Genomic DNA, 26,080 nt, shown 5'->3' on the forward strand with positions numbered 1-26,080 from the left:
CGCCCTTGCGAACCCTCCGGGTTCGAACAGTGCCTCGACAAAGACCCAGCGGCGGCTGCTGCGAATGACAGCGATAGCGCCAATCAGCGGCGGCCGGTAGCCCCGCTCTACGTGCTCTCAGGCCGCCGCACGGTGTTCTTCACGGGCAGCTTCCCACACTTCGCGGGCCGCGTCGGCGTTCATGACCGCGATCCCCAATCCCACCGCCAAATCGGGCCAGGCGGAATGCCAGAGCAAGGCCGTGACGAACCCTGCGGCAATAATGGCGATGTTGGCCAAGGCGTCGTTGCGGGCCGACAGGAAGGCCGCCTTTGTGAGGCTGCCGCCACGATGCCGGTGCGCGGCCAGCATGTAGGCACAGGACAGGTTGACGGCGAGGGCGCCAAGTCCCGCCAAGGTCAAGGCGATGGGCTGCGGCGGCACCGGCACGTTGAACTTCTCCCAAGCCGTCCAGAGCGTTGCCAGACCCGGCATGAGAAGGATGAGCGCCAATGCCATCCCCACCCGCGCACGGGAGCGCACAGACCACCCAAGTGCGAGCAGGATAAGGAGGTTCACGGAAGCATCTTCAAGAAAGTCGATGCTGTCGGCGAACAGGGACACTGATCCAATGGCGAGCGCCACAGCGAACTCGATCCCGAAATAGGCAAGATTGAGAAGCGCGACGATGAGGACGATGCGGCGAAGGTTCATCTTCTGGCAGTATCCGAAACCAGTGTGTGGAGCTACAGCTTCGCGGTTTCCAAGGAAAGCCCCTGCTCGTTCCGGGTCCCGGCCGATGGGCGGTTGCCCTTGCGACCTTTTGCGTTCGAGCCGCGCCTCGAACACGGACTTAGCGCATATTCCCCGTATGGCCTTGGGAATACCGTCCCGGTTGCGGCCACACCGTCAGGCCGTGCGGCTCTGAGCCAACCCGAAACTTGGTCACCGCGCCCGATGTCGTGTCGATCATGTAGGCGGCACTGTCGAAGCGGCCGGACAGCCATAGTTGTTTGCCGTCGGCGCTGACATTGCCCATGTCGGGGCTGCCGCCGCCGGGGATCGGCCATTGCGTGACGACCGCGCGGGTGGCGAAGTCGATCACCGTCACGCTGCCCGGTCCCTTTGCCTGGCCCTGCTCCATCTTGTGCGAGCCCCGGTTCGAGACATAGAGCCGCTTGCCGTCGCGGCTGACGACGAAGCCATGGGCGCCGATGCCGGTCGGGATGAAGCCGATCTCCTTGAAACTGTCGCCATCGACGAGGAACACGCCGTCATTCATCATGTCGGCGACGTAAAAAACCTTGCCGTCGGGCGAGAGGCGGATGTCCTGCGGCATGCCCATTTTCGAGAAGTCGAGATGGCCAAGCACCTTCTGGTTCTTCAGGTCGATCTTTGCCAATCCGCCATTGCCGTATTCGCAGGTGAAGATCGCGTAGGCCCCGTCGACCGAGAATTCGGCGTGGTTGATGCCGGGGCAAGTGGGCGTCGGCAGGCTCGACATTAGCGCCATGGTGTGAGGATCGCGGAAATCGAGCCGCTCCAGGGCTTCGTCGACGACGATGGCCGCGCCCGGCATGAAATACAAATTGTAGGGATCGTCCACGGCGATCTGCGGGCCGGGCTTGCCGGTCATCGGGTCGATCGGCGTCAGGCTGCCGTTCTTGCCGGTGCCATTGTTGGCGACCCAGAGCGTCTTCAGGTCCCAGGACGGCACGACGTGCTGCGGTTTGCTGCCGACCGGGAACCTGTCGACTTCCTTGAGTGTCATGGTGTCGATCACCGTGACGCTGTTGGAGGAGCGGTTCGGCACATAGACGCGCGGCAGTGCACCCAGCGTGGCCGGGCTGAGATAGCTGGCGGCGGTGTGGCTGTAGATGTTGATGGACGGCGCGGGCTCGCTGCAATCCTCGGGACAGCTATCGGCCCAGGCGCGGACAGGCAGCAGTGCAAGCAGCGAAAAGGCCGCACGGGGACCGGCGTGACGCAAAAAGGTTCTGATCATCAGGATGGCTTGTCGTGAAGGCCGGCCGAAATTGCCGCGCCGACCCATAGCTGGTGTCTTGCCGTTGATCCAGTGGCTATCGCCGTCCCAGCAAACTCTTCACGCGGTTGCGCAGCAGGCGGGCCATGTTGCGGGTCTCGCGGTAGAGATGCAGCTGCGAGGCGGCCTGGCGGGCGAGGCGGTCGGCATCCGGCGTCAGCCCGATCACCAGCGAGCCCATCGGCTTGCGCTCGCTCCACAGCCGGCTCATCACCGGGTGGTCGGGCACGGCGCAGGAATCGGTCATCATGATGTTGGGGTCGTCGAGATGCTGCCTGGTCACCTCGATCATCAGCAGCGTGCCCGGCGAATAGGTCGCCAGCGTCTCGTCATAGGCGGTCTTCCAGGTGTAGGCGACGCCGGCTTCGACGAAGACGACCAGGCAGGCGATGGTGCGGCCGTCCAGCGTCAGCGAATGGATCCGGCACAGATCCTGCTCGGCCAACCGGTGCACTGCCTCGCGAGCGAAGGCGGCGCGGTAGCGGTCGATGGCCATGGCGGTGCGCTCGCGGCCCTTCCAGCCGGCGGCTTCCAGCGTCAAAAAACTTTCGATGGCGTGGCGGATTTCGTCGGGGCCACGCGCCACGATATGTTCCAGTTTGCCGAGATCGCCCAGGCGCCGCTTCAGGCGGCGGAACTCGCGATAATGGTGCGAACGCAGCGACGCCTTCAGATAGGCTTCGCCTTCGAGCGTGCTTTCAAGCACCGGCCGGTCCGCCTTGCCGGTGGTGACCATTGTCAGGCCGCGCGTCTCGGCAACGGTGGCAAGCACGCTGGCCAACGGGCCGTCGAGGCGCATGTCGGGCAGCACGAAGACCTTCGGCAACTTGAGATGCGGCCGCGATAGCATGCCGAAGAAATCCTCGACGACGCCGATCGGGTCGTCATGGTCGACCAGCGGTGTGCCGATCGGGCCGAACGGGCTCGACCAAGTGCGCATCACCGGAACGCCGAGCGGCACCGCCGGCCGTTCGACCGAGAACGGCACCAGCAGGCGCAGCCGGTTGCGGTATTCGTCGCCGTCGCGGATCACCGCCAGCTTGACCTCGCGATCTTCCAGCCGAGGCATGGCCGGCGCCAGAAAGCGCGGGTTGAAGAAGACGTTGGGCTCGATCGTGCGGGTGCACAGATAGTCGAGTTCCTCGACCAGTTCGAAGCCGGCCGAAGCCGGATAGATCGCCAGCTTGCGCAACGGCCGGTTGTTGGCGAGGATCTCGAGATGCGCCGGATCGGCGTCGCGCGCTAGGCCGGCAAGGCCGGACACCATGGCGCCGGCCGGACCGCCGCTGGTTTCCTCGATCAGCGGGATGGCGGCCATCAGGCGGCTCCCTCGGCAGCGGGCACGAAGATCAGCATGACGATGCCGAGCTTGCGCCAGACGGTGAAGGACAGGGCGCTGGCCTCGAAGACCATGGCGAGGCTGGTGGCGATCGCCGCCCCCCACAGGCCAAAGAGCGGGATCAGCACCACGTTGAGGCCGATGTTGAAGGCCAGCGTCATGGCATAGACGGCGGCGCAGATGTTCTGGTTGCCGCTCATCGTCAACAGGCTTTCGCAAGGGCCGACGGCGGCGCGCGCCACGACGCCGAACACCAGCAGGAACAGCAGCGGATAGCCGGCGGTGAATTCGGGCCCGAACAGCACCAGCATCGGTTCGCCGAGCGCCAGCACCAGCAGCGCCATCAGCAGCGACGGCCAGAACGTCCACGACACGGTCTCGCGGGCGAAGGCGGCGAGCTTTTCCGGTTCGCCATGGGTGAACTGCGCATAACGCTGGGCAACGCCGGCCTTGACGGAGAAATAGACGAAATGCACCAGCGCCAGCGTCTTGACGGTGGCGAAATAGACGGCGACGTCATTGGGCTGGAGATAGGCGCCGACCATCAGCACGTCGGCGTTGGTGAGCAGGAAGAAGAAGCTCTCGACCAGGAAGATCGGCAGCGAGACGATGAACCACTCGGCGAAATGCACCTTCATCGGCCCGGCCGGGATATTCCTGCCCATGCGCGTGGTCACGCCGATGAGCTGGCCCAGCGTGGTGGCGTAGGTGGCGGCGATCGAAGCGAAGATCGCGGTCCTGGCGTCGGGCGCATAGCCCAGCGCCAGCATCAGCGCCATCAGCGCCAGGATCAGCACCGGCCGCACCAGATAGGTCGGCGACAATGCAAACAACGCCCAGGAATTGGCCCGAGACTGGCCCTGCAGCAGGTCGCCCATGGCGATCATCGGCAGGCAGAACAGGCCGAGGATGAAGGGCATCACATAGTAGCTCTCGATCCAGTTCGCGCACAGCCAGACGCCCAGCGCGCCAAGTCCGGCGATCGCGGTCGAGGCAATCAGCACGAACAGGCGGCTGGCGACCACGATGCCGCGCAGCTCGGCCAGCATGTTGCGTTCGCGGTATTCGGGGATGAAGCGGATGACCGAGGTGTGGAAGCCGAGGCAGGCGAGGTTGCCGACGATGACCATCGTCACCCAGACGAGGACGAAGATTCCGTATTCGAACGAGCCCATCCAGCGCGCCATCAGCACCTGGCTGATGAAGGCGATGACGGCGCTGACGATGCGGATGGCAAAGGCGATCAGCGACATGCGGCCGGCTTCGCCGCGTTCGTCGGCGGTGAACAGCACCGCATCGATGCGGCCAAGCAGAGGCCCCATGCGCAGCGCCAAGCGCTGCGGCAAGAACCGCCCGGCCGTCGTCGCCGCGGAAAAGCGCACCCCGATGTCTCTCCGTTTTCCGCCTCTTTTCAAGGTTTCGATGTAGCGGAGACACATTAAGAAAGGGTGGGCGGAGAGGCGGTCCGCCGGAGCGGACGAAAGGCCAACGATTTCTTGTCGACGCTTGCTTAGAACATCAGTTACGGGTTCATTGCTAGAATAGGGGGAGCGCATGGACATTCGTTTCGAATAGGTATTTGAAGGCGCTGGCGGCCAACTACCGCGATGGCGGAACGGAACATACCGGGCGAGCCGCGCTTGAAAACTTTCTTAATACATTCGCTGTGGACGCGATGGCGCCCGGCATTGAAGTGCAACACGAGCCGAAACGAGACGCCGACAAGGGCTCACCAGATTTCAAAGTGAAGCGGCAAGGCATGATCCTTGGATATGTCGAGGTGAAAGAGATTGGCGCAAACCTGGACAAGATTTTGAAGTCCGACCAAATCGTCAAGTATCGCAAGCTATCGGACAATATCGTCGTCACCGACTATTTCCATTTCATCCGCATTGATGGTGCCGGCAAGATACTAGACCGCCAGTCGCTGGCCTTTCCTAACGACATCGAAAGCCGCACGATCCAAGTTAACCCGGACAAGGCCGAAGCGGTGTCAAAGCTGCTCGCGGCATTCTTCTCCTCTCCCCCGCAGGGTTTGCAAAGGGCACAGCAACTGGCGGTCGCTCTAGCGACCCGATCGAAGCTGCTTCGCGACTACCTGACAGAGGAACTGGTTCGACAGACAAAAGTGCAAAGAAGGGAGACTACATGGACTCTACGACGTTTTTCGCGAGCAGGTCTTCCATGAGCTAACAGTTACCGAGTTCGCCGACGCGTTCGCGCAGATGCTTGCTTACGGTCTCTTTCTCGCAAAGTTGAACGCGAGCGACGACGAAATCATCCGGCTCGACAACGTGCGCCGCTTCATTCCCGGATCTTTTCGACTGATCCGCGAACTAGTCCGATTCTTGGAGGAGATGCAGGAGACCGAATATGATGAGGCGAAATGGGTGGTCGACGAGATTCTATCGATCGTCAACGGCCTCGCCATAGCTAACATTCGCGAAGACCTGTCGTTCCGCCAGCGCAAGGCGATCAGTCGCAAGATCCGTGCCGGGGACGAAGAAGAGCACCGGCTCTTCGAGCGCGATCCGTTCATCTATTTCTATGAAGACTTTCTGAGAGCCTATGACAAGGAGACACGCAAGGCACGTGGCGTTTACTATACGCCACCACCGGTGGTTAACTTCATTGTGCGGGCTGTAGACGACATCCTAAAAAATCAGTTTCAAATCGCCGACGGACTTGCCGACCACAAGAAGGTGACGGTGTTAGATTTTGCGGCAGGAACGGGCACTTTCCTGCTCGAAGTGATGCAACGCATCTTCGACAACATAGGCGGGCCGGAGACAGGCAAGGCGGATGCTGTGGTGCGCGAGCACATGCTCAAGAATCTCTACGGATTTGAGTACCTAATCGCGCCCTATACGATCGCCCATTTGAAGCTTTCGTAGTATCTCAAGGACAAAGGCCATCCGCTGACAGAAAATGAACGGCTACAGGTGTTCTTAACCAACACGTTGGATGCCTGTTGAGCCGCAAAAAAGCGCCTTCTTACCGGAGCTGTCGAATGAGGTGAGGGAAGCGCAGACCGTTAAGGAGAAGCCGATCCTCGTGATCCTTGGCAACCCGCCTTATGCAGGCCATTCAAAGAATAAGGGAAAGTGGATCACAACTGCTATTGACGGCTATAAATACACCTTCGGTCGTGTGCAAACGGAGACGGACGCGGACGGAAATCCGGTCTTTAGTGATGTGAAAAAGCCGCTGGGGGAAAAGAATCCGAAATGGCTGAATGACGACTATGTCAAATTCATTCGGTTTGCTCAGTTGAAAATGGACGAGGTCGAAGAAGGGGTCGTCGGAATTATCACCAATCACTCATGGTTGGACAATCCGACATTTCGCGGTATGCGCCAAAGTCTGTTGCGCAGCTTCGACCAGATATATTTGGTCGATCTCCACGGCAGTACTAAGCCCAAGGAGCTGGTGCCAGAGGGCAAAGAGAATGAAAACGTCTTTGATATTCAGAAAGGCGTGGCGATCGCGCTGTTAGTTAAAAAGAAGGATGCTGAGCAAGGGGTATGGCATACGGACATCTGGGGAAGCCGGCTGTCCAAATATCAGGAGTGTGCCGAGGCAGAGATCTCCACGATCGAATGGTCGCGACCTAAACCGTTCTCTCCCTACTTCATGCTCTCAGCGGTCGACTGGACTGGATGGGAAGAATACGGGCAATGGTGGCAGATCGCGGATAGCCTGAGCGCTGCATCCGATAAAAGGCAAATCTTCTCTGCGAATGTGCTAGGATTTCAAACTCATAGGGACCATTTCGCCGTGGCGTTTGATCGCCAAGAGATGCTGTCTCGCGTCCGAGATATGTGCGACACAAGCAAATCAGATCAGGTTCTCAGGGATCTGTATTTCCTCAAAGACAACCGGGACTGGCAGCTCAAAAACGCACGCGAATCATTACAGAAAGCGGAAAATCCGGAACGTCCCATCATCGATTGCGCCTTTCGACCCTTTGATGACCGACCATGTTATTTTGGTCCAGAGTTCATGGACTATCCCCGAAGGGAACTGCTCGACCATGTGGCTTGGCAGCAAAATCTTCAATTGCTGGTTTCTCGTCAAATTGGAACCGGCAGCTGGCGACACTCGCTCGTCGTCGAAACGCCCGCGAATGATTGCACCGTCTCGGATGCCTCAAGCGAGGCGAATTACGCGTTTCCGCTATGGCTGTATGATCTAACTGGAACCAAGTCAGAGAACCTCTCCCCCGATTTCCGCGCTTTCCTCGACAGGGGGTACGACCACCACTATTCGCCGGAAGAAATTCTCGGCTACATCTATGCGGTTCTGCACGCGCCAGCTTACCGGTCGCATTATGCTGCGTTTCTTCGCATTGATTTCCCACGCATTCCTTTTGCCGAGAAGGCAAAAGATTTCGAGGTGCTGTCTCTGCTTGGGTGGGCCTTGGTGCAGGCACATCTGCTTCATGATCTGCCTCGGCGGAGCCTAGCAAACTATCACGGCAAAGGGGCTAACGAGGTTGAGCATGTGCGTTGGTCGGCGGAAGATGAGCGCATTTCAATTAATAAAACACAGAGTTTTGCGCCTGTGCCGGAGGCGGTGTGGAATTTCCATATTGGCGGCTATCAAGTGATCGACAAATATCTGAAATCGCGCAAAGAGCGAATGCTATCACTCGACGAAATCAACCAAGTCGGGCGTATCGCCGACGCGTTGGCCTTCACGAATGAGCAGATAGCGCGCATTGATACTGCTTATGCACAGGCTTTTCCCAACCGGGGATAAGCTGGCGACGCCACTCGCATCGTCCACCAAGCTTTGTCATGATCGGGGTGATTCGAGGCGCCATGACAAAGCAAAGCGAACCTGACCTATTCGGTAATGTCGACTCGCAGGGCGACCTGTTCGGGACCGAACTCACGCAGCCCGTGTGGCAACCCGATCCGGATAAAGTGCGGCGGCGACTAGAGCGCATTCTTGCCGAAGCGAGGGCGGCAAAGTCGATGCCTTGGGATTGGTCCAAGCAGAGCCTCTACCGGACAATCTTTCCACAGATGGCCGGGCTGCTGTCTGACGAGGAGGCAGCGCAGTACTGCTTCCAGTTTGACCAGGAATGGGAACGGCTCAAGGCAGCTTAGGAAATATTGATACGCTGGGCCGGACAGTGCCCTCCTCTGGCCTACCGACCATCTCCCCCCAGGTGGGGAGTGGGCAATAACAAAGCCCGGCTGGCAGCCGGCGCGAAGCTGTCAACTGACAGGCTGCGTCAGGAACAGGGGATACGCCGGTTACGGGTGGTCGCTTCATGAAAACGGGATGAGGCAGAGTTCGGCCCAGAATCGACCCGTTACATCCGTGGACATGGCAAGAAATCAACTCGATCTTTTTGGCGCCGAAGAACAGTCCGAGCTGTTGCGCTGACTGTTTATTATCATGGCGATCCTGGCCGGGTACGCGCGCGATTGCATAGGCTTATCGCCGAGGCGCGAAGCGTGGAAACGCTGCCCTGGATCAGGACAGTGTCCGGCTCTACCGCAAGATCGTGCCCCAGATGGTGCTCTGGCTGCCGGAAGAAGAAGCCGCGCAGCTGAAGTTCGAGTTCGAGGCCGAAATGGTGCGGCTGAAGGCGGCGTAGAAACGGATACGCCAGCCCTGGGTTGTCGTCGGCTCGGGCATCGCTGTCTCGGGCTTGGCGAGTCGGAGGAAACAAAAGGGCGAGCGAACGCCGGGGAAGACTGGGGAGCCGGTCGGCGTTTCGCTCGCCCCTCCCCCGCCAAGGGGGATGGCCAGGCACCGGGTGTCCGATGCCAGAGGTGTCACATGGGGAAGCTCACATCCCCTTCATCGCGTCGCAGGACACGTTCGGATTCATGTCGGCGAAAGCGCCGGTCGGGTTCTGTTTCCAGGCCCAGACATGCAATTCGTAGAACGGGCCGAGGCCGTAGCGGTTGGGGGCGCTGTTGAAGTTGAACAGCTGGCCTTCGAGCGAGGCCGGGCCCTTCGAGGTGATGTATTCGACCGCTATCAGCTTCAGGCTGCCGTCGGCCGTCGGCTCGTACATCACCGCTTCGGGCTTGGCGACATCGACGGCATCGTCCTTGAGATAGGCGCCGTTGACATAGTGGATGCCCATGGCGCCGCCGGTGATGCCGCTGGCGCAAGGGATGGGGGCATAGCCTTCGGCAGTGGCGGCTGCCACATTTTCGAAGCGGCTGTTGGCGGCGCGCACCTTTTCGGCCAGCGGGTTGGCGTCGTGCGCCTGGGCGGCCGCACCCGCCGTGATCGAGATGGCGGCGAAAGCCGCGAAGCGTGTCGTCCAAAGAGTTATGGTCATGGTCTTCCGTCCGTTTGTTGACGCTCGAGGCGACGGCGGCCGATCAGGCTGCCCGAAGCTGCGGCGTTGGTTTAGGATTTGGTTTGTCCGTCCCGGTTCATGCGATGCGGCTTCCGTTGCCGGGCTTTGGCCGCAGCCCTTAAAAACCGTGAAAAATCAACGATCCCAAAAGTAATATTGCCAATATTCCTGCGGGACGTCCCGCTCCGATAGCCCGATGTCGCGCCTCAGATAGTCGCCTTCCGGGGGCAAGCGCCGCCTTTCAGACAGATACGCAGGCAGCTTCGACGCGAACCGCCATAGACGGCCGAGCACGGAGGTTGGCCGGCCGGTCTTTCCCAGGACAGGCCCGATTCCACCGAGCGGCAGGCCATCAGGCAGTTCGCCATGGCCGCGAAGGACAGTTTGATGCTCATCACCGTGGCGACCGAACGCAGGATCAGAGGTAAAAGTAAGGGTCAAGAACCCGCACCTCCGTGATCTTGTCGACCGGCAGCGAGTTTTTCTGAGCGGTGCTGCGGATAGCTTCGGGCGTCGGCGCGTCGTAGATGCAGAAGCTGTGCTTCTTGTCGGGCGTGACGAAGGACTGGATCCAGGTGACGCCCTTTTCGGCATTGCGCATGACGACGCCGCCCACCGCGCTGGCGCCGATGTCGGTCATCGGTATGTTGAGGCCGTCCGGAAATGTGCGTTCAATCAGGTAGCGAGGCATGGAAGGTTTCCTTTTCCATTGGTTCACGCTCGATCGGAGCGCGGCTGGACGTTGACCACGCCGGCCCGGCCCGCGCATCGGAACGATTCCCCATATTTGGCGGGACGATTCCCTATATTGGCGTCGTTCTTTGTGGAAAGAGGCACGGCAATGTGTGCAAAGTCACATTGCGGCGCTTTCTTCACGGGCTAATCGTGAGCGGCCCGCCATGGTGGGAAAACTCCGATCCTGTGAGACCATGACAATGATGCTTCTGGAACGGCAGATGCAGCTGCAGCAGCTGGAGACACTGCTTGGAGATGCAATAGGCGGCCATGGCCGAGTCGCGGTGCTGGCCGGGGAGGCCGGCGCCGGCAAGACGGCGCTGGTCGAGGCATTCGCGGCCCGTGTCGGGCAGAGCGCGGCAATTTTGCGTAGCGCCTGCGAGGACCTGTCGATCCCCGATCCGCTGGGGCCGCTCTACGATCTGGCCCGTGAGGCGCAATGGGCGCTGCCGCGCGCAATAGATGCCCGGCATGGGCAGAGACTGCCGCTGTTTTCCGATGCGCTCGACGCCTTCGCGGCCAAGGGGCCGAGCCTGCTGATCATCGAAGATTTGCACTGGGCCGACGATGCGACGCTCGATTTCGTGCGCTTCCTCGGCCGGCGTATCGCCAACACCCATATCCTGCTGTTGCTGACGGCGCGCACCGACCGCAGCGAGGGACAGATGCGGGTGCGCCGCGCCCTGGGCGAAATCCCGGCCGGCAGCGTGGCGCGCATCGACGTGCCGCTGCTCAGCGAGGCGGCCGTGCTGTCGCTCGCCGATGCGGCCGGCCGCGATGGCGACGCCATCTACCGGGCGACCGCCGGCAATGCCTTCTTCGTCACCGAATTGCTGTCGGCCGAAAACGAAATGGCACTGCCGGCAAGCGTGCGCGACGCGGTGCTGGCAAGGGCTGAACGGCTGTCGGTTGGCGCCCGGGCAATGCTCGACGCGGTGTCGGTGTTTCCGCGCCGCGCCGACGCCTGGGCCTTGCAAGGCCTGTGCGGCGTCGCCAGCGCCGGCCAGCTGGCCGAGTGTGTCGCCAACGGCCTGCTCGACGATCTGGGCGACGGCTACGCCTTCCGCCACGACATCGCGCGGCGCGCCATCGAAATGATGCTGACGACGTCGCACAGGCGGCAGTTCAACCAGCGTGCGCTGGCGGCACTGCTCGAAAATGGCGACGTCTCCACAGGCCGCCTGGTGCATCATGCGGTCGAGGCGCACAATCTGGCGGCGGTGCGCGAACTTGCGCCAATCGCCGCGCGCGAGGCGTCGCGCGTCGGCGCCCATCGCGATGCCGCCGGTTATTACGAGATCGCCTTAAGGCAGGCCGACAGCCTGCCGGTGATCGAGCGCGCCGCGCTCTACGAAAGTCATGCGTTCGAGTGCCATCTCATCGGCAAGATCGATGATGCGCTTGCAGCGCAGGGACAGGCGCGCCGGTTGCATCGGGCCGATGGTAACAGGCTGAAGGAGGGCGACAGCCTGAGATGGCTCTCCCGGCTGAGCGAAATGGGCGATGACCGTGAGGCGGCGGCCGCCTACGGAGCCGAGGCGGTGGCGATGCTGGAAGCGGCGCCCGCCGGTCCCGAACTCGCCATGGCCTATTCGAACCTTTCGCATCTGGCGATGCTTTCGGAGAGGGTGGAGGACACGCTGTTCTATGGCGAGAAGGCAGCGGCGCTGGCTGCGCGCATGAACCGTCCCGACATCGCCTCGCATGCCCTCAACAATGTCGGCTGCGTCGAGCAGTGGCTCAATCCGGATGCCGGACGCCTGCGCCTCGACCAAAGCCTTGAGATTGCGCTCCAGGGCAATTTCCAGGAGCATGCCGCGCGCGCGTTCACCAACCGCGCCTGTTTCGAGATCACGCAGATGAGCTACGACGCAGCGCGTCCGGTGCTCGAGAGCGGCATCCACTATTGCACCGAAAACGACCTCGGCACCTGGCGCGACTATCTCAGGGGCATGCTGGCCGATGTGCAGCTGCGTCAGGGCCAATGGGATGAGGCCGCCGCGACGGCAAGCGATGTCATCGACAATGAGCGGACAACCACCGTGGGCCGGTTTCCGGCGCTGCTGGCTTTGGCGAAACTGCGCCTGAGGCGCGGCGATCCTTCGGCCGAGCCGCTGTTCGCCGAAATGGCGCGTCTGGTCGGAAGCGGCGGCGACCTGCAGATGCTGAGCTCCTATGCGGCCTTGATAGCGGAGCAGGCATGGCTGGGCCTGGCCGACAGGCAAGAGGCGCTGGCGCTGATCACCCGCGCCGAAACGCCGGTGCGCTCGCGTGCCCATGTCGGGGAGCTGGCGCTGTGGCGAACATTGCTCTCTCCCGATATGCCGGCCGGCGACACCGCCGACATGGCGACACCATACCGGCTGCTTCTGACCGGCGACTGGCGTTCGGCTTCGGCACTCTGGGCCGAATTGAATGCGCCATACGAGCGCGGACTGGCGCTCATCCTCGGCGACGACGAGGGGCAGCGGCTGGCATTGGATATTTTCGACGGCCTGGGGGCAAGGCCGGCAGCCCAGCGCCTGCGCGATATCATGCGCAAGAACGGCGTTGGCGGCATCGCCCGCGGCCCGCGCCGCTCGACGCGCGCCAACCTCGCCGGCCTCACCTTGCGCCAGATGCAGGTGCTGCAGCTGATCGAACGCGGCCTGTCAAACAAGCGGATCGCCGAGCAATTGACGATTTCGCCAAAGACGGTCGATCACCATGTCTCGGCGGTGCTGGGCAAGCTGGATGCGGTGTCGCGCGGCGAGGCGACAGCGACCGCGCGCGATTCGGGGTTGTTGTGAGGTTTTGACGAGGGTTGGACCGAGAGGTCGCGATCCTTCGCGCCCCCCTCTGTCCTGCCGGACATCTCCCCCTCAAGGGGGGAGATTGGCTGTGATCAAGGCTTTCGCCAATTGTCGAAGTTGAAAAGGAAGTGGGGCCCGCAACTGCGTGATCTCCCCCCTTGAGGGGGAGATGGCCGGCAGGCCAGAGGGGGGTGCTGTCCCGCCGACCTAATGATCAAGCAAACGCGCCGTGGCAGTGCTTGTATTTCTTGCCGGAGCCGCAGGGGCAGGCTTCGTTGCGGCCGATCTTGCCCCAGGTCGCCTGGTTGTTCGGATCGCGGTCTTCGGGAGCGACGATGGCGTTGCTCTCCTGGCGGACCAGAAGTGCGGTCTCGCCACCCTCGAAATCGTCCTCGCCCGTGGTGCCGTCAATGTGGCTGCCGAACATTTCAGGCGCTTCGGGCGGCGGCGCTTCGGCGGCCTGGCGGACCAGTTCGACGCGCATCAATTGGGCGGTGACGGCCTGGCGCAGATTGCCGAGCAGCGCCTGGAACAGCTCGAACGCCTCGCTCTTGTATTCCTGCAGCGGGTCGCGCTGGGCGTAGCCGCGGAAGCCGACGACCGAACGCAGATGGTCGAGGTTGACGATGTGCTCGCGCCACAGATGATCGAGCGTCTGCAACACCACCGAGCGTTCGACATAGCTCATCACGTCTGGGCCGAAGCGCTCGGCGCGCTCCTTGGCGGCGGCGTCGGCGGCCTTGGTCAGGCGCTCGCGGATGTCGTCCTCGGCAATGCCTTCTTCCTTGACCCAGTCCTCGACCGGCAGGTCGAGATTGAGGAATTCGGCGACCTCGGCCTTGAGGCCGGCGACGTTCCACTGCTCGGCATAGGCGTTTTCGGGGATGTTCTTGGTGACGATCTCCTCGATGACGCCTTCGCGCATCTCGGCGATCGTCTCGGACAGGCCTTCGCCGTCCATCAATTCGATGCGCTGCTCGAACACCACCTTGCGCTGGTCGTTCGAGACGTCGTCGTATTTCAACAGGTTCTTGCGGATGTCGAAGTTGCGCGCTTCGACCTTCTTCTGCGCCTTTTCCAGCGCCTTGTTGATCCACGGATGGATGATGGCCTCGTCTTCCTTGAGGCCAAGCTTCTGCAGCATGCCGTCCATGCGCTCGGAGCCGAAGATGCGCATCAGATCGTCCTGCAGCGACAGGAAGAATTTCGAACGGCCGGGGTCGCCCTGGCGGCCGGAGCGGCCGCGGAGCTGGTTGTCGATGCGGCGCGATTCATGGCGCTCGGTGGCGAGCACGTAGAGGCCGCCGGCGGCTAGCGCCTTTTCCTTCAGGCGCTCGACATCGGCAATGATTTCCTTTTCGCGCGCCTCTCGCTCGGGACCAGCAGGCATGTCGCCCAGTTCGTCCTCGATGCGCATCTCGGCGTTGCCGCCGAGCTTGATGTCGGTGCCGCGTCCCGCCATGTTGGTGGCGATGGTGATGGCGCCGGGTTTGCCGGCCTGGGCGACGATGGCGGCCTCGCGCTCGTGGTGGCGGGCGTTCAACACCTCGAAATCCTTGAACCCTTCCTTGCGCAGGCGCTCGGCCAGCTGCTCGGATTTTTCAATGGAGGTGGTGCCGACCAGCGTCGGCTGGCCCTTGGCGCGCGCTTCCTTGATCTCCTTGACGATCGCCTTGTACTTCTCCTCGACCGTCCGGTAGACCTCGTCGTCCTCGTCCTTGCGGATGACCGGCAGATTGGTCGGGATCTCGGTGACTTCGAGGCCGTAAATGTTGCCGAACTCCTCGGCCTCGGTCAGCGCCGTGCCGGTCATGCCGGAAAGCTTCTTGTAGAGGCGGAAGTAGTTCTGGAAGGTGACGGAGGCCAGCGTCTGGTTTTCCGGCTGGATCGCCACATGCTCCTTGGCTTCGAGCGCCTGGTGCAGGCCTTCCGAATAGCGGCGGCCCGGCATCATGCGGCCGGTGAATTCGTCGATGATGACGATCTCGTCGTTGCGGACGATGTAGTCCTTGTCCTTCTGGAACAGCCGGTGCGCCTTCAGCGCGTTGTTGACGTGGTGGACGATGGCGACGTTCTCGACGTCATAGAGCGACTCGCCCTTGAGCAGGCCGGCCGCGCGCAGCAGGTTTTCCAGCTTCTCGGTGCCTTCCTCGGTGAAGATCGAGGTCTTCTGCTTCTCGTCGATCTCGTAGTCGGCTGGGCCGAGCTGCAGCATGAAGGCATCGATGGTGTTGTACATTTCCGAACGGTCCTCGAGCGGACCGGAAATGATCAGCGGCGTGCGCGCCTCGTCGACCAGGATGGAATCGACTTCGTCGACGATCGCGTAATTGTGGCCGCGCTGCACCATCTGCGCGCGCTCATACTTCATGTTGTCGCGCAAATAGTCGAAGCCGAGCTCGTTGTTGGTGGCATAGGTAACGTCGGACGCGTAGGCGACGCGGCGTTCCTCGTCGGACAGGCCATGGACGATGACGCCGACCGAGAGGCCGAGGAATTTGTAGACGCGGCCCATCCATTCGGAGTCGCGGGTGGCAAGGTAGTCGTTGACGGTGACGACATGGACGCCCTTGCCGGCAAGCGCGTTGAGATAAACGGGCAGGGTGGCGACCAGGGTCTTGCCCTCGCCGGTACGCATTTCGGCGATGCCGCCATTGTGCAGCACCATGCCGCCGATCAGCTGCACGTCGAACGGGCGCATGCCGAGCACGCGGCGGGATGCCTCGCGGACGGTGGCGAAGGCCGGCACCAGCAGGTCATCGAGCGTAGCGCCGTTGGCGATATCCTGGCGGAATTTTTCCGTGCGGGCCTGAAGCTCGGCGTCGGACAGCGCCCGCATCTCGTTTTCCATGGCGTTGATCGCCTCGACACGCGGCCGGGTCGATTTTACGCGACGATCGTTGGAGGAACCGAAAACCTTACGGGCGAGACCGCCGAGACTGACCATCCGATGGTCCTTTCGATAGAATTCTCAATTTTGAGATGAGCGCCGGCCGGCCCCATCAATTCCGCGTGAAACGCGGACAAACACAAAAAGCGCCCGGAAAACGGTTCTGGACGCAAAGTCGTTGGACAGATAAGAGGGGGCTCAACTGATGTCAACGCCGCGTTAGCCCTATGGGCAGCGCCAAATTCCGCCACAATCCGGCTGATCTGCAAGCCCTACCAATCCCCCCTTGGAGTTAATCTTGATGTCCTTACTGTTTCGCCGTGCGTCGCTCGCCAGCCTTGGCTTGGCTTTCGGCCTGTCGGCCCTGTCGCTGTCTCCGCTGATGGCCCAGGAAGCCGCTCCCGCCCCGGCCGATGCCGCAGCAGCGCCGGCGGCAGCCCCCGTCGATCCGAACGCCGTTATCGCTACCGTCAATGGCCAGAAGCTGACCGAGGCGGACCTTGGGCTTGCCGAGGGCGAGCTGTCGCAGCAGTTCTCGCAGTTGCCACCCGAGCAGCGCCGCGCCGCCGCCCTTTCGGCGGCCATCGAAATCCGCGTCATGGCCGCCCAGGCGGTCGCTACTGGGCTCGACAAGGATCCCGAATTCCAGCGCCGCATGGCGTTCCTGCAGCAGCGCGCGCTGCATGGCGAGATGGTCGAGAAGGGCGTCGTGGACAAGGTTACCGATGCCGAGGTGCGCGCCCGCTACGATCAGGAAATCGCCAGCACGCCGCCGGTCAATGAGATTCATGCCCGTCACATCCTCGTGAAGACGAAGGAAGAGGCCGAGGCGATTATCAAGCAGCTCGATGGCGGTGCCGACTTCCAGAAGCTCGCCAACGAGCATACCAGCGATCCCTCGGGCAAAACCAATGGCGGCGATCTCGGCTGGTTCGGCCCGGGGCAGATGGTGCCGGAATTCGACAAGGCGGCAGTTGCGCTCGAAATCGGCAAATACACCAAGGAGCCGGTGCAAACGCAATTCGGCTGGCATGTCATCAAGCTCGAGGACAAGCGCACCAAACAGCCGCCGGCCTTCGACGACGTCAAGGACCAGGCCAAGCAGGCGGTGATCCGCGACAAGTATTTCGCACTGGTCAAGCAGCTGCGCGGCGCCGCCAAGGTCGAAATCCCCGACGCCAATCTGAAGAAGGCCGTCGACACGATGGAAGCCGGCAAGTAAGGCCGGCACCGAAAAAACATGCAAAGGGCGCCGTTCGGCGCCCTTTTCAATTGCGGGAGATGCCTGACATCACATAGCGGACAGTGGCACGGATTGTCGCCTCATCTTCGTCCAGCCGGTTGGTCAAAAGGTGTTTCCAGGCATAGGAAGCGATGAGGTCGGCGACCAGCGCTGCGTCGACATCGGCCGCAACCTCGCCGCGCGCCTTGGCGCGCTCGATGATCCGAGCGGTGTGGGACACGCGCCCATCGGCATAGCCAGTCAGGGCCGCGGCCGCCGCTTCGTCCGACTGGGCCTCGGCGATCAGCGAGCGGAATACGCTGCCCGAGGATGTGTCGCGCCAATGCGCGAAGAGGTTCCTCAGGAAACCGACGAGGTCGTCTTCGAGACTGCCGGTATCGGGGACGTCGACACGCTTTTGCCGCTTGTAGACCTCTAACAGCAGGGCCGCCTTGCTCGGCCACCAGCGATAGATCGTGGGTTTGCCGGCGCGCGCCCGCCGCGCCACGGCCTCTATGGAGAAGCCGGCATAGCCGGCCTCGACCAGCACCGCCTCCGCGGCCTCGAGAATGGCCTCGGCGCTGTCTGGGTTGCGCCGCGCCCCGATCGATCTGCGCGCCGGATCCTCGCCCATGTCTGTCCTCGCCAACAATCTCGCCGGCAATCCTGGCCAACAATCTCGCCGACAATATAGGTGAGCTGGCAGGCAAACGAAACGGCCCGTTTCCAGCGCTTGTAGAAGCGGGTCTCACATTCGCCCTTCGCGGGGATTTTCAGTTCATCACTTGCGAGGTTTCCGAGTCGATCCGCCACTGGCCGTCGCTCTTCACCAGCCCAAGCGCGACTCGTGCCTTGCCGGTCATGCGCGCCGCCGATTTGTCTTTCGACATATAGTCGTAGCTCATCGCGAACACGGCTTCGGCGCGGTTCTCGCCCTGCCGCGTCACATTGAGGCTGCCGGGCTCGAGACTGAACGACCAGGATGCAAATTGCGCGAACCAGTCCGTCTTGAGCTTGACGACGGCGTCGCTGTCATAGCGCGTGCCGAAGATGGTGGCGGAAGGCGCATAGAGCCGCTTGACGGTCTCGCCGATCGCCGCGGCATCGGGCGCAAGATAGTCGTCGCGCAGGAATTTCTCGATTGCGGTCTTGTCGTCGCCTACAGACCGTTCGAGTGCCGCAACCTTTGTTTCGGGCGCCGGGGGGACGGCGGGCTTCGGCTGTGCAACCGTTTCGCCGCCGGGCACAAACTCAAACCGTTCGAGCAGCGAACCCTGTTCCCATGGGCGCTGTCCCTCGCGGGTTTCGGAGACCACGTCGCGGCGCACCGCGATCATCATGTCGTTGATGCTCTGGCCGGGCTCGGCCATGTGTCGCAGCAGGGCGGCGGCGAACGGCGAATTGCGCCCGGTGCCGTCCATGGCGACAGCGCCTGGCGCCGTCGAGAAGGCGATGAAGGAGCCGCGCGTCGAATCGAACTGCGCCAGACCGGCAAGCGCCGTTGCCGAGCGCGTGGTGGCGGTGCGGCTCAGGCTGCGGGCAAAGGGATTGTTGCGGCAGGCGTCAAGGAAAACCAGGCTGACCTTGGTCTGCTGCTCCATGATGTCGAGGACTTCGTCGATCGGCACGGCTTCGAGCTGCAGCTTGACCGGCATGTCGAGCCGGGCGTCGACCGGCACGATGTAGTTGCGCCCTTCCACCTGCAAGCCGTGGCCGGCGTAATAGAAAAGCCCGACGCCCGCACCTTCCAGCGCATCGGAAAATTCGCCGATCTTGCGCTCGAGTTCGCGCTTGCCGAGATCGTTGCCCTCGATGACGTCGAAGCCGATCGAGCGCAGCTTGCCGGCAATATCGAGCGCATCGTTGACCGGATTGGTGAGCGTGCCGGCTTCGGCATAGGTGCCATTGCCGATGACCAGCGCCACGCGCCGTTCCGGCTGCGCATCGGCGCTCAGGAGCAAAAGCCCCATAAACGCCACCGCCAAGATCACCAGCCTGCCCATGGCCGATATCATAACGCCAGAGGCCCCGCCGACGCCAACGGATTTGAAATGCAAGCTTAATCCCTGGTGGCTTGCCCACAGCGGCGGCCAAGAAAACGCCCTTGCGCCGGGCCGTGCTATCGGGCAAACCGGCCTTCGCCTAGCGTTTTTCCGTCGCCCGAGGTCCCCAATGTACGCAACGATTTCGCCGCTCGCGCCGAAGAAATATCCCAAAATGCCTGCCATTGAGGGCGTGCGCATCGCCACCGCAGAGGCCGGGATCAAGTACAAGAACCGTACCGACCTCTTGGCCATAGTCTTCGATGCCGGCACAGCGGTTGCCGGCGTGTTCACGAAGTCGAAATGCCCCTCGGCGCCGGTCGACTTCTGCCGCGAGAACCTTGGCGCCGGCAAGGCGCGGGTGCTTGTGGTCAATTCCGGCAACGCCAACGCCTTCACCGGCAAGAAGGGCCGCGCCTCCACCCAACTGACCGGCGAGGCCGCGGCCAAGGCCGCAGGCTGCACGCCAGGCGAAGTGTTCCTCGCTTCTACCGGGGTAATCGGCGAGCCGCTCGACACCACCAAATTCAGCCATTTGCTGGCCGGACTGGTCAAGGACGGCAAGCCGGATCTGTGGACCGAGGCGGCAAAGGCCATCATGACCACCGACACCTATCCGAAAGTGGCGACAGCGACGGTCAAGCTCGGCGACACCGACGTCATCATCAATGGCATCTCCAAGGGCGCCGGCATGATCGCGCCCGATATGGCGACTATGCTGTCCTTCATCGCCACCGATGCGCCGATCGCCGCCCCCGTGCTGCAGGACTTGTTGTCGCGCGGCACGGCCAAGACCTTCAACGCCGTCACCGTCGACAGCGACACCTCGACCAGCGACACGCTGCTGTTGTTCGCCACCGGAGCCGCTGCCAAGCGCGGCGCGCCCGCCATCAGCGATCCCAAGGATGCCCGTCTCGGCGCCTTCCGCCGGGCGCTGGGCAAGGTGCTCAAATCGCTGGCGCTGCAAGTGGTGCGCGACGGCGAGGGCGCCCGCAAGCAGGTCGAAGTCACCGTTACCGGCGCCAAATCGGCGCGCTCGGCCAAGCGCATCGCGCTGTCCATCGCCAATTCGCCGCTGGTCAAGACGGCGGTTGCCGGCGAGGACGCCAATTGGGGCCGCGTCGTCATGGCCGTCGGCAAGGCCGGCGAGCCGGCCGATCGCGACCGGCTGTCGATCTGGTTCGGCGACAACCGTCTGGCGCATGAGGGCGAACGCGACCCGGGCTACTCCGAGGAAGCGACCTCGGCCTATATGAAGCGCGACGACATTCGCATCCGCGCCGATATCGGTATCGGCCGCGGCAAGGCGACGGTGTGGACCTGCGACCTCACCAAGGAATATGTCGCCATCAATGGCGATTACCGGAGCTGATGGAGTTGGCTTCCAGGCATCCGGCAAGCATGCTCGCCATCGTGCGCCGCTACGAGGCTGCGGGGTTTCGCGCCTGGCCGGCGGCGGCCGTGCATTATGACGGCACCTGGGTGGTGCGGCTGACAGCCGGCCATCCGGCCAAGCGGCTGAACTCGGTCAACCCGCTCGATCCCGGCGACACCCAGCACATTGCCGAGCGCATCGGCCGCGCCAGCCGGCGCTTCGACGCCTATGGCAGGCCGCTGACCTTCCGCATCTCGCCGCTGTCGGGGCCGGACCTAGCCAAGCATCTCGACAATGAGGGCTGGAGCACATTCGACGAATCCCTGGTGATGCGGCTGCCGCTGGCGGACGCGCAACTGGCGCCGGCCATGGACCAGATTCCGCTGAAGGATATCAGCCGCTTTCTCGGCGCGTCGCTCAAGGTCAGCGGCTCGGATGCATCGCTGCGGCCCGGTCTTTCGGAAATCATCGGCGCTATCCAACCCGAAGTCGGGCTGTTTGCGCTGGAGGAAGGGGCCGACCCTCTGGCGGTGCTGATCTGCGTCCATGACGGCGATCTTGCCGGTCTGTTCGAGATCGCCACCGCCAAGTCGGCGCGCAATCAGGGCCATGGCCGCAACCTGATCCTGTCGGCGCTGAAGTGGGCGAGGCTGCGTGGCGCTCGCGAAGCCTGGCTGCAGGTCGAGGCCGGCAATGCGCCGGCGCTGGCGCTCTATCGCTCGCTGGGCTTCGACGAAGTCTATCGCTACCACTATCGCCGGCCGCCGGGCGCATGAGCGAGATCACCGGCAAACGCCTGCTGCTGGTCGCCGCGTGCGCGCTGGTCGATACCGATGGGCGGGTGCTTCTGGCGCAGCGGCCCGAGGGCAAACAGCTTGCCGGCCTGTGGGAATTTCCCGGCGGCAAGGTAGAGCCAGGCGAGACGCCGGAACAATGCCTGATCCGCGAACTGCAGGAAGAAATCGGCATCGAGACTGACATTCCTTGCCTGGCGCCGCTCACCTTCGCCAGCCATTCCTATGATGATTTCCATCTCCTGATGCCCCTGTTCGTCTGCCGCCGCTTCCGCGGCATCGCGCAGCCCAGGGAAGGGCAGGCGTTGAAATGGGTGCGGCCAAAGCAGATGCGCGACTATCCCATGCCGCCGGCCGACGCGCCGCTAATCCAGTTCCTCATCGACCTGTTGTGATACAAAGCCATTTCGCGGTCTGATCTAGCCAGCGTTAATGGAAGATTTATCTCGTCGTGAAAAATTGCGGCAAAGCGGGTTCGCGGGGAGCGATTGCATGAGCCTCGACAGGGAATGGGACTCGATCCGGCCAGATCGCAGCTTTCGCGCCGCCGGCGTCGGCTTATTGCGCGTCACGCTGTTGTTCGGCTCGGCCGCAGTGGCGCTGGCGCTGATCGCGGTCCCCGTGCTGGACAACCAGACGCGATCGTCCAGCCGCGATGCTCTTGCAGGCGGTCTCGACCCGATGAGCACGGGTTCGATCGGCTCGCGGGCCACCTATACGCTGCGCAGAAGCGTGCTGCAGCCCTCACCGAGCTCAGTCTGCATCATCCGCGCCGACGGCCAACGCAGCGGCGACTGCTGACCAACAAGGTCGACACCAGCTTGAGAACTTCCTCAACGCAGGCCCATTTCACAGCCTGTTAAGCTTGTGCCGTTAACCTTTCTTAACAGGTCGGCGATATGGTCGGGGATGAGAGGGATCGACGATCATGAAGCAATTGCTGCGCCGATTTTTGCAGGACGAAACAGGCGCCACGGCCATTGAATATGGCCTGATCGTTGCGGTGCTGTCGCTTGCCATCGTCGGGGGTGTCGGCAAGGCCAGCAATGCGATCCAGTTTCTGTTCAGCGACAACAACAGCAGGCTCGCAAACGCCTTCGCCGAGCACTGATCCGGAGCGCCGTCACCGCCCGTCGGGGTTTTCCAGTATCGTCTTCAGCGAGACCTTCGCCGAACCCGGTTTCAAGGGCTTTTGCTGCGAGGCATCGGGCGCCCAGCCCGACATCCAGACGATGGAAAAGCTTGCCCTGATGCGGCCATCAGCGTCCGAAAAGCGTTCGGCATAGATTTCGGCGGCACGGGTAAAAAGCTTTCGCGCTCCCGGTCGCCGGCTGCGATCGGTCAGCGCGCTGGTTTCGCCCATCGCCCTGAGATCGGCAATGAGGTCGAAGAGGGTATCGTAGCGGACGGTCACCGTTTCGACGTCGGCCACCGGTAGCGCCAGTCCGGCGCGCTGCAGCAGTGCGCCGGCGTCGCGAACATCGGTGAAGGGGATGACACGCGGGCTGGCGCCGCCATAGAGTTCGGTCTCGGCGGCGAGCAGGCTTTCGCGCAATTCGGAAAGCGTGCCGGCGCCGGCAAAGGCGCCGAGGAAAAGCCCGTCGGGCCGCAGAGCGCGGCGGATCTGCACCAGCATGCCGGGAATGTCGTTCATCGCCTGCAACGACAGAAGTGAAACGACGAGGTCGAGGCTTTCCGGCTGGAACGGCACTGTCTCCAGCGGTGCTATCAGCCCTGGCCGGCCGTCCAGAAACGCTGGATCTGCCTCGACGCGCACGATCTCCGCTGCCTTGCCGCTTGCAGCGACCACGTCCGTTGCGTCCGGCGTCTGGCAAAACAGCACCGCGGCCTTGCCGAATTTCCGCTCGACCGCGCCGAGCCGGTCGGCAAGGTCTTCCGCCGCCCGCCGCATCAGAAAATCCGCGCCGGCTACGGGGTGGGCCAGCGCCCTGCGCTTGCGCACCAGCCAAAGTTCAGTATCGATGATCGGCTGCAACGGTAGACATCCCTGTTTGTCCGTCTAGTGATATCCTGGCGCGGACGACAAAACCACGTGGCCGATCCGGTGATGGAGATCAAGAGCCTCGCTCAAACCATGTTGAAACTGGCCATGTTGGACTGGCCGGCGCGGATGCTGTTCCCGCCGGTCTGTGCCGGCTGTCGCAGGCACGTCTCGCAACCCGGCGTTTTGTGCGGTGCCTGCTGGCCGAAGCTGAGGCTGCTGGAGCGGCCATGGTGCGCGGTGATGGGCACGCCATTCACGCACGATATGGGCGAGGGGTTCCTGTCGGCCGAGGCGATCGCCGATCCGCCGCCGTTCGAGCGGGCGCGGGCGGCCGTGGCCTATTCCGGTGTCGCCCGCCAGATGGTGCAAGGGCTGAAATACCAGGATCGCACCGATCTGGCGCCGTGGATGGCGCGCTGGATGCTGTGCGCCGGCGCTGAGGTAATTGCAGACGCCGATGTCGTCGTACCGGTGCCGCTGCACTGGCGGCGCTTCTTTCGGCGGCAGTTCAACCAGTCGGCGGAGTTGGCAAGGGCGGTTGCGCAGCTTAGCGGGCTGCCTTTCTCGCCCTCGGCGGTCCGGCGCGTCAAGCTCACGCGCCAGCAGGTCGGGCTGGAGCGGCAGGAGCGCGAGGCCAATGTCCGCGCCGCCTTCCGTGTGCCTGCGGAAGCCGAAATCGAGATCACTGGGCGCCGCGTGCTTCTGGTCGACGATGTCTACACCACCGGCGCCACCGTGCGCTCGGTCGCCAGGGCGCTGAAGAAGGGCGGCGCCGGAGCGGTCGATGTGCTGACCTTCGCGCGTGTCCTGCCGGGGGACTTTCGGGCCGACGAGTCCGCGACTATATAAGGTCGAGGAAAGGCACGGACCGATGCTCGATGTGACGATTTACACCCGTATGATGTGCGGCTATTGCGCGGCGGCCAAGCGGCTGCTCGACCGCAAGGGCGTCGCTTACACCGAGCATGACGCTTCGTTTTCGCCGGAATTGCGCCAGGAAATGATTTCGCGGGCGCATGGCCGCTCGACCTTTCCGCAGATTTTCATCGGCGACACGCATGTCGGCGGCTCCGACGACCTCCACGAGTTGGAGGCACGGGGGCAGCTGGATAGGCTGCTTGCCAACGGCTCGACGACAAAGAGCGGTTCGTAGCGCCGCTCTATGTCTTTGTTTTTACGCAATTCCGGACGGAAAACCGTTACACGATTTTCCTGGAATTGCTCAAAGAGGACGTGACGATGGGTATTTTCAAGGCGGCGGCGATCCAGATGCGTTCGGGCGAGAGCCCCGAGCGCAACGCGGTCGATCTCGAACGGCTGGTGCGCGAAGCGGCAGGCCTCGGTGCAACCTACATCCAGACCCCGGAAATGACCGGTGCGCTGATCCGCGACAAGGAAGCCAGGGCTGCTTCCTTCACCTCGGAAGACAAGGACATCGTCGTGGCGGCCGCGCGCAAGCTCGCCAGCGAACTCGGCGTCTTCCTGCACATCGGCTCGACCGCCATCCTGCGCACCGACGGCAAGCTCGCCAACCGGGCGCTGCTGTTTGGGCCGGACGGCGCCACCCTTGCCACCTACGACAAGATCCACATGTTCGACGTCGACCTCGACAATGGCGAGAGCTGGCGCGAATCCGCCGCCTATGAGCCGGGCACCGAGGCCGTCGTCACCGAGATCGACGGCGCTAGGCTCGGCTTTGCAGTCTGCTACGATCTACGCTTTCCACAGCTGTTCCGCGCCGAGGCGATGGCCGGCGCCGACCTCTTGTCGGTGCCTGCCGCCTTCACCCGCCAGACCGGCGAGGCGCACTGGCATGTGCTGCTGCGAGCCCGTGCCATCGAGAACGGCGCCTATGTGGTTGCTGCAGCACAAGGTGGCCTGCATGAGGATGGCCGCGAAACCTATGGCCATTCGCTGATCGTCGACCCGTGGGGTCGCATCATCGCCGAGGCCGTCCATGCCGAGCCGGGCGTGATTATCGGCGAGATCGATACCGCACAGTCGTCGGCCGCGCGCAAAAAAATCCCCAACCTTAGGAATGCGCGCGATTTTGCCGTCAATGCCGGCACGGCTGAAGTGCCGCGGCTCAGGGGCGCGGCTTCGTGATCCGCTTTGCCCTGATCTGCGAGCACGAGCACGAATTCGAGGGCTGGTTTCGCAGCAATGACGATTTCGACACGCAGAAGAAGCGCGGCTTCGTCGATTGCCCGAGCTGCGGCTCGCACAAGGTGCAAAAGGCGCTGATGGCGCCAGCCGTCTCCACCGCGCGGAAGCAGGAAACAATTGCGCTGGCCATGGGCGAAACCCAGAAGCAGGCTTTGGCGCAACTGAAGGCGATGGCCGAGAAGGTGCGCGAGAATGCCGACTATGTCGGCGACAAGTTTGCCGAAGAAGCGCGCAAGATCCATTTCGGCGAGAGCGATGCGCGCGGCATCTATGGCGAGGCGACGTTGGACGAAGCCAAGAGCTTGGCCGAGGATGGCATCGATTTCATGCCGATCCCGAGTTTTCCCGAGGAGCGCAATTGAGCGA

General features: G+C 62.8%; 26 protein-coding genes. 15 read left to right on the forward strand and 11 right to left on the reverse strand.

The features are described from left to right. Positions 1 to 117: 117 nt before the first annotated feature. The 4 genes from NLY33_RS09490 to NLY33_RS09505 all read right to left on the reverse strand — a co-directional run bounded on the left by NLY33_RS09490 (position 118) and on the right by NLY33_RS09505 (position 4,744). Positions 118 to 693, reverse strand: a complete 576-nt coding sequence (locus NLY33_RS09490) for a cation efflux transmembrane domain-containing protein (protein WP_023704303.1) — start codon at positions 691 to 693, stop codon at positions 118 to 120. A 139-nt stretch (positions 694 to 832) separates the two neighbouring features. After that, a complete protein-coding gene (locus NLY33_RS09495) occupies positions 833 to 1,984 on the reverse strand; it encodes a YncE family protein (RefSeq protein ID WP_023704302.1) in 1,152 nt (383 codons plus the stop codon). A gap of 76 nt (positions 1,985 to 2,060) precedes the next feature. Beyond that, complete coding sequence (locus NLY33_RS09500; protein ID WP_023704301.1) at positions 2,061 to 3,341, reverse strand: GNAT family N-acetyltransferase; 1,281 nt, start codon at positions 3,339 to 3,341, stop codon at positions 2,061 to 2,063. Then, positions 3,341 to 4,744 (reverse strand): lipopolysaccharide biosynthesis protein, encoded by a 1,404-nt coding sequence (locus NLY33_RS09505; protein ID WP_023704300.1) that lies wholly within the window; start codon positions 4,742 to 4,744, stop codon positions 3,341 to 3,343. Before NLY33_RS09505 ends, NLY33_RS09500 begins: the two co-directional genes overlap by 1 nt. Before the next feature lie 197 nt (positions 4,745 to 4,941). On the opposite strand from NLY33_RS09505, the gene NLY33_RS09510 reads away from it, so the two are divergent. The 4 genes from NLY33_RS09510 to NLY33_RS09525 all read left to right on the forward strand — a co-directional run bounded on the left by NLY33_RS09510 (position 4,942) and on the right by NLY33_RS09525 (position 8,476). Then, positions 4,942 to 5,550: a hypothetical protein gene (locus NLY33_RS09510; RefSeq protein ID WP_023707551.1), complete on the forward strand. Its 609-nt coding sequence runs from the start codon at positions 4,942 to 4,944 to the stop codon at positions 5,548 to 5,550. Positions 5,551 to 5,587: 37 nt separating this feature from the next. Beyond that, positions 5,588 to 6,256: an N-6 DNA methylase gene (locus NLY33_RS09515; protein WP_023707552.1), complete on the forward strand. Its 669-nt coding sequence runs from the start codon at positions 5,588 to 5,590 to the stop codon at positions 6,254 to 6,256. Between the two features lie 70 nt (positions 6,257 to 6,326). Next, a complete protein-coding gene (locus tag NLY33_RS09520; protein ID WP_023704298.1) occupies positions 6,327 to 8,123 on the forward strand; it encodes a type ISP restriction/modification enzyme in 1,797 nt (598 codons plus the stop codon). Positions 8,124 to 8,185: 62 nt separating this feature from the next. Further along, positions 8,186 to 8,476: a hypothetical protein gene (locus tag NLY33_RS09525; RefSeq protein ID WP_156932561.1), complete on the forward strand. Its 291-nt coding sequence runs from the start codon at positions 8,186 to 8,188 to the stop codon at positions 8,474 to 8,476. 692 nt (positions 8,477 to 9,168) lie between these two features. On the opposite strand, the gene NLY33_RS09530 is transcribed toward NLY33_RS09525, so the two are convergent. The 3 genes from NLY33_RS09530 to NLY33_RS09540 form a co-directional block, all read right to left on the reverse strand. Continuing rightward, entirely contained in the window at positions 9,169 to 9,672 is a 504-nt protein-coding gene (locus NLY33_RS09530) for a hypothetical protein (protein ID WP_023673764.1), read from the reverse strand. Positions 9,673 to 9,828: 156 nt separating this feature from the next. Further along, a complete protein-coding gene (locus NLY33_RS09535) occupies positions 9,829 to 10,134 on the reverse strand; it encodes a hypothetical protein (RefSeq protein WP_081731383.1) in 306 nt (101 codons plus the stop codon). Continuing rightward, positions 10,112 to 10,384, reverse strand: a complete 273-nt coding sequence (locus tag NLY33_RS09540) for a DUF4242 domain-containing protein (RefSeq protein WP_023673765.1) — start codon at positions 10,382 to 10,384, stop codon at positions 10,112 to 10,114. Before NLY33_RS09540 ends, NLY33_RS09535 begins: the two co-directional genes overlap by 23 nt. A gap of 244 nt (positions 10,385 to 10,628) precedes the next feature. Between NLY33_RS09540 and NLY33_RS09545 the strand changes: the two genes are divergently transcribed. Next, positions 10,629 to 13,217: a helix-turn-helix transcriptional regulator gene (locus tag NLY33_RS09545; RefSeq protein WP_031196032.1), complete on the forward strand. Its 2,589-nt coding sequence runs from the start codon at positions 10,629 to 10,631 to the stop codon at positions 13,215 to 13,217. 217 nt (positions 13,218 to 13,434) lie between these two features. On the opposite strand, the gene secA is transcribed toward NLY33_RS09545, so the two are convergent. Next, positions 13,435 to 16,167, reverse strand: coding sequence for a preprotein translocase subunit SecA (gene secA, locus NLY33_RS09550; RefSeq protein ID WP_023672992.1), 2,733 nt, complete (start codon positions 16,165 to 16,167; stop codon positions 13,435 to 13,437). Positions 16,168 to 16,411: 244 nt separating this feature from the next. On the opposite strand from secA, the gene NLY33_RS09555 reads away from it, so the two are divergent. After that, complete coding sequence (locus NLY33_RS09555) at positions 16,412 to 17,332, forward strand: peptidylprolyl isomerase (RefSeq protein ID WP_023686683.1); 921 nt, start codon at positions 16,412 to 16,414, stop codon at positions 17,330 to 17,332. Between the two features lie 46 nt (positions 17,333 to 17,378). Here NLY33_RS09555 and NLY33_RS09560 read toward each other — a convergent pair whose 3' ends face one another. Together NLY33_RS09560 and NLY33_RS09565 are read right to left on the reverse strand one after the other, a co-directional pair. Continuing rightward, entirely contained in the window at positions 17,379 to 17,966 is a 588-nt protein-coding gene (locus NLY33_RS09560) for a TetR/AcrR family transcriptional regulator (protein WP_023704295.1), read from the reverse strand. Positions 17,967 to 18,105: 139 nt separating this feature from the next. Then, on the reverse strand, positions 18,106 to 19,335 hold the full coding sequence (locus NLY33_RS09565) for a caspase family protein (RefSeq protein WP_023704294.1): 1,230 nt from the start codon (positions 19,333 to 19,335) through the stop codon (positions 18,106 to 18,108). Positions 19,336 to 19,504: 169 nt separating this feature from the next. Between NLY33_RS09565 and argJ the strand changes: the two genes are divergently transcribed. The 5 genes from argJ to NLY33_RS09590 all read left to right on the forward strand — a co-directional run bounded on the left by argJ (position 19,505) and on the right by NLY33_RS09590 (position 22,654). Then, the gene (gene argJ, locus NLY33_RS09570) at positions 19,505 to 20,746 is read left to right on the forward strand and encodes a bifunctional glutamate N-acetyltransferase/amino-acid acetyltransferase ArgJ (protein ID WP_023704293.1); all 1,242 of its coding nucleotides are present in this window, start codon (positions 19,505 to 19,507) and stop codon (positions 20,744 to 20,746) included. A 29-nt stretch (positions 20,747 to 20,775) separates the two neighbouring features. Further along, positions 20,776 to 21,525 (forward strand): GNAT family N-acetyltransferase, encoded by a 750-nt coding sequence (locus NLY33_RS09575; protein ID WP_023713717.1) that lies wholly within the window; start codon positions 20,776 to 20,778, stop codon positions 21,523 to 21,525. Beyond that, on the forward strand, positions 21,522 to 21,938 hold the full coding sequence (gene mutT / locus NLY33_RS09580; protein ID WP_023685791.1) for an 8-oxo-dGTP diphosphatase MutT: 417 nt from the start codon (positions 21,522 to 21,524) through the stop codon (positions 21,936 to 21,938). The genes NLY33_RS09575 and mutT overlap by 4 nt, the downstream gene beginning before the upstream one ends. Before the next feature lie 97 nt (positions 21,939 to 22,035). Continuing rightward, complete coding sequence (locus NLY33_RS09585; RefSeq protein ID WP_023694000.1) at positions 22,036 to 22,344, forward strand: hypothetical protein; 309 nt, start codon at positions 22,036 to 22,038, stop codon at positions 22,342 to 22,344. Positions 22,345 to 22,471: 127 nt separating this feature from the next. Then, positions 22,472 to 22,654, forward strand: a complete 183-nt coding sequence (locus NLY33_RS09590) for a Flp family type IVb pilin (RefSeq protein ID WP_023704292.1) — start codon at positions 22,472 to 22,474, stop codon at positions 22,652 to 22,654. A gap of 12 nt (positions 22,655 to 22,666) precedes the next feature. Here NLY33_RS09590 and NLY33_RS09595 read toward each other — a convergent pair whose 3' ends face one another. Further along, positions 22,667 to 23,539: a methyltransferase domain-containing protein gene (locus tag NLY33_RS09595; protein WP_023704291.1), complete on the reverse strand. Its 873-nt coding sequence runs from the start codon at positions 23,537 to 23,539 to the stop codon at positions 22,667 to 22,669. 72 nt (positions 23,540 to 23,611) lie between these two features. Between NLY33_RS09595 and NLY33_RS09600 the strand changes: the two genes are divergently transcribed. The 4 genes from NLY33_RS09600 to NLY33_RS09615 all read left to right on the forward strand — a co-directional run bounded on the left by NLY33_RS09600 (position 23,612) and on the right by NLY33_RS09615 (position 26,076). Further along, the gene (locus NLY33_RS09600) at positions 23,612 to 24,397 is read left to right on the forward strand and encodes a ComF family protein (RefSeq protein ID WP_198020330.1); all 786 of its coding nucleotides are present in this window, start codon (positions 23,612 to 23,614) and stop codon (positions 24,395 to 24,397) included. A gap of 22 nt (positions 24,398 to 24,419) precedes the next feature. Then, on the forward strand, positions 24,420 to 24,701 hold the full coding sequence (gene grxC / locus NLY33_RS09605; RefSeq protein ID WP_023672982.1) for a glutaredoxin 3: 282 nt from the start codon (positions 24,420 to 24,422) through the stop codon (positions 24,699 to 24,701). 86 nt (positions 24,702 to 24,787) lie between these two features. Continuing rightward, positions 24,788 to 25,654 carry a carbon-nitrogen hydrolase family protein gene (locus NLY33_RS09610; protein WP_023704289.1) on the forward strand — a complete coding sequence of 289 codons (867 nt, stop codon included), beginning with the start codon at positions 24,788 to 24,790 and terminating at the stop codon, positions 25,652 to 25,654. Then, the gene (locus tag NLY33_RS09615) at positions 25,651 to 26,076 is read left to right on the forward strand and encodes a DUF1178 family protein (protein WP_023672980.1); all 426 of its coding nucleotides are present in this window, start codon (positions 25,651 to 25,653) and stop codon (positions 26,074 to 26,076) included. The genes NLY33_RS09610 and NLY33_RS09615 overlap by 4 nt, the downstream gene beginning before the upstream one ends. Positions 26,077 to 26,080 lie beyond the last annotated feature (4 nt).

The organism is Mesorhizobium sp. C432A, assembly GCF_030323145.1.
Classification (GTDB): Bacteria; Pseudomonadota; Alphaproteobacteria; order Rhizobiales; family Rhizobiaceae; genus Mesorhizobium.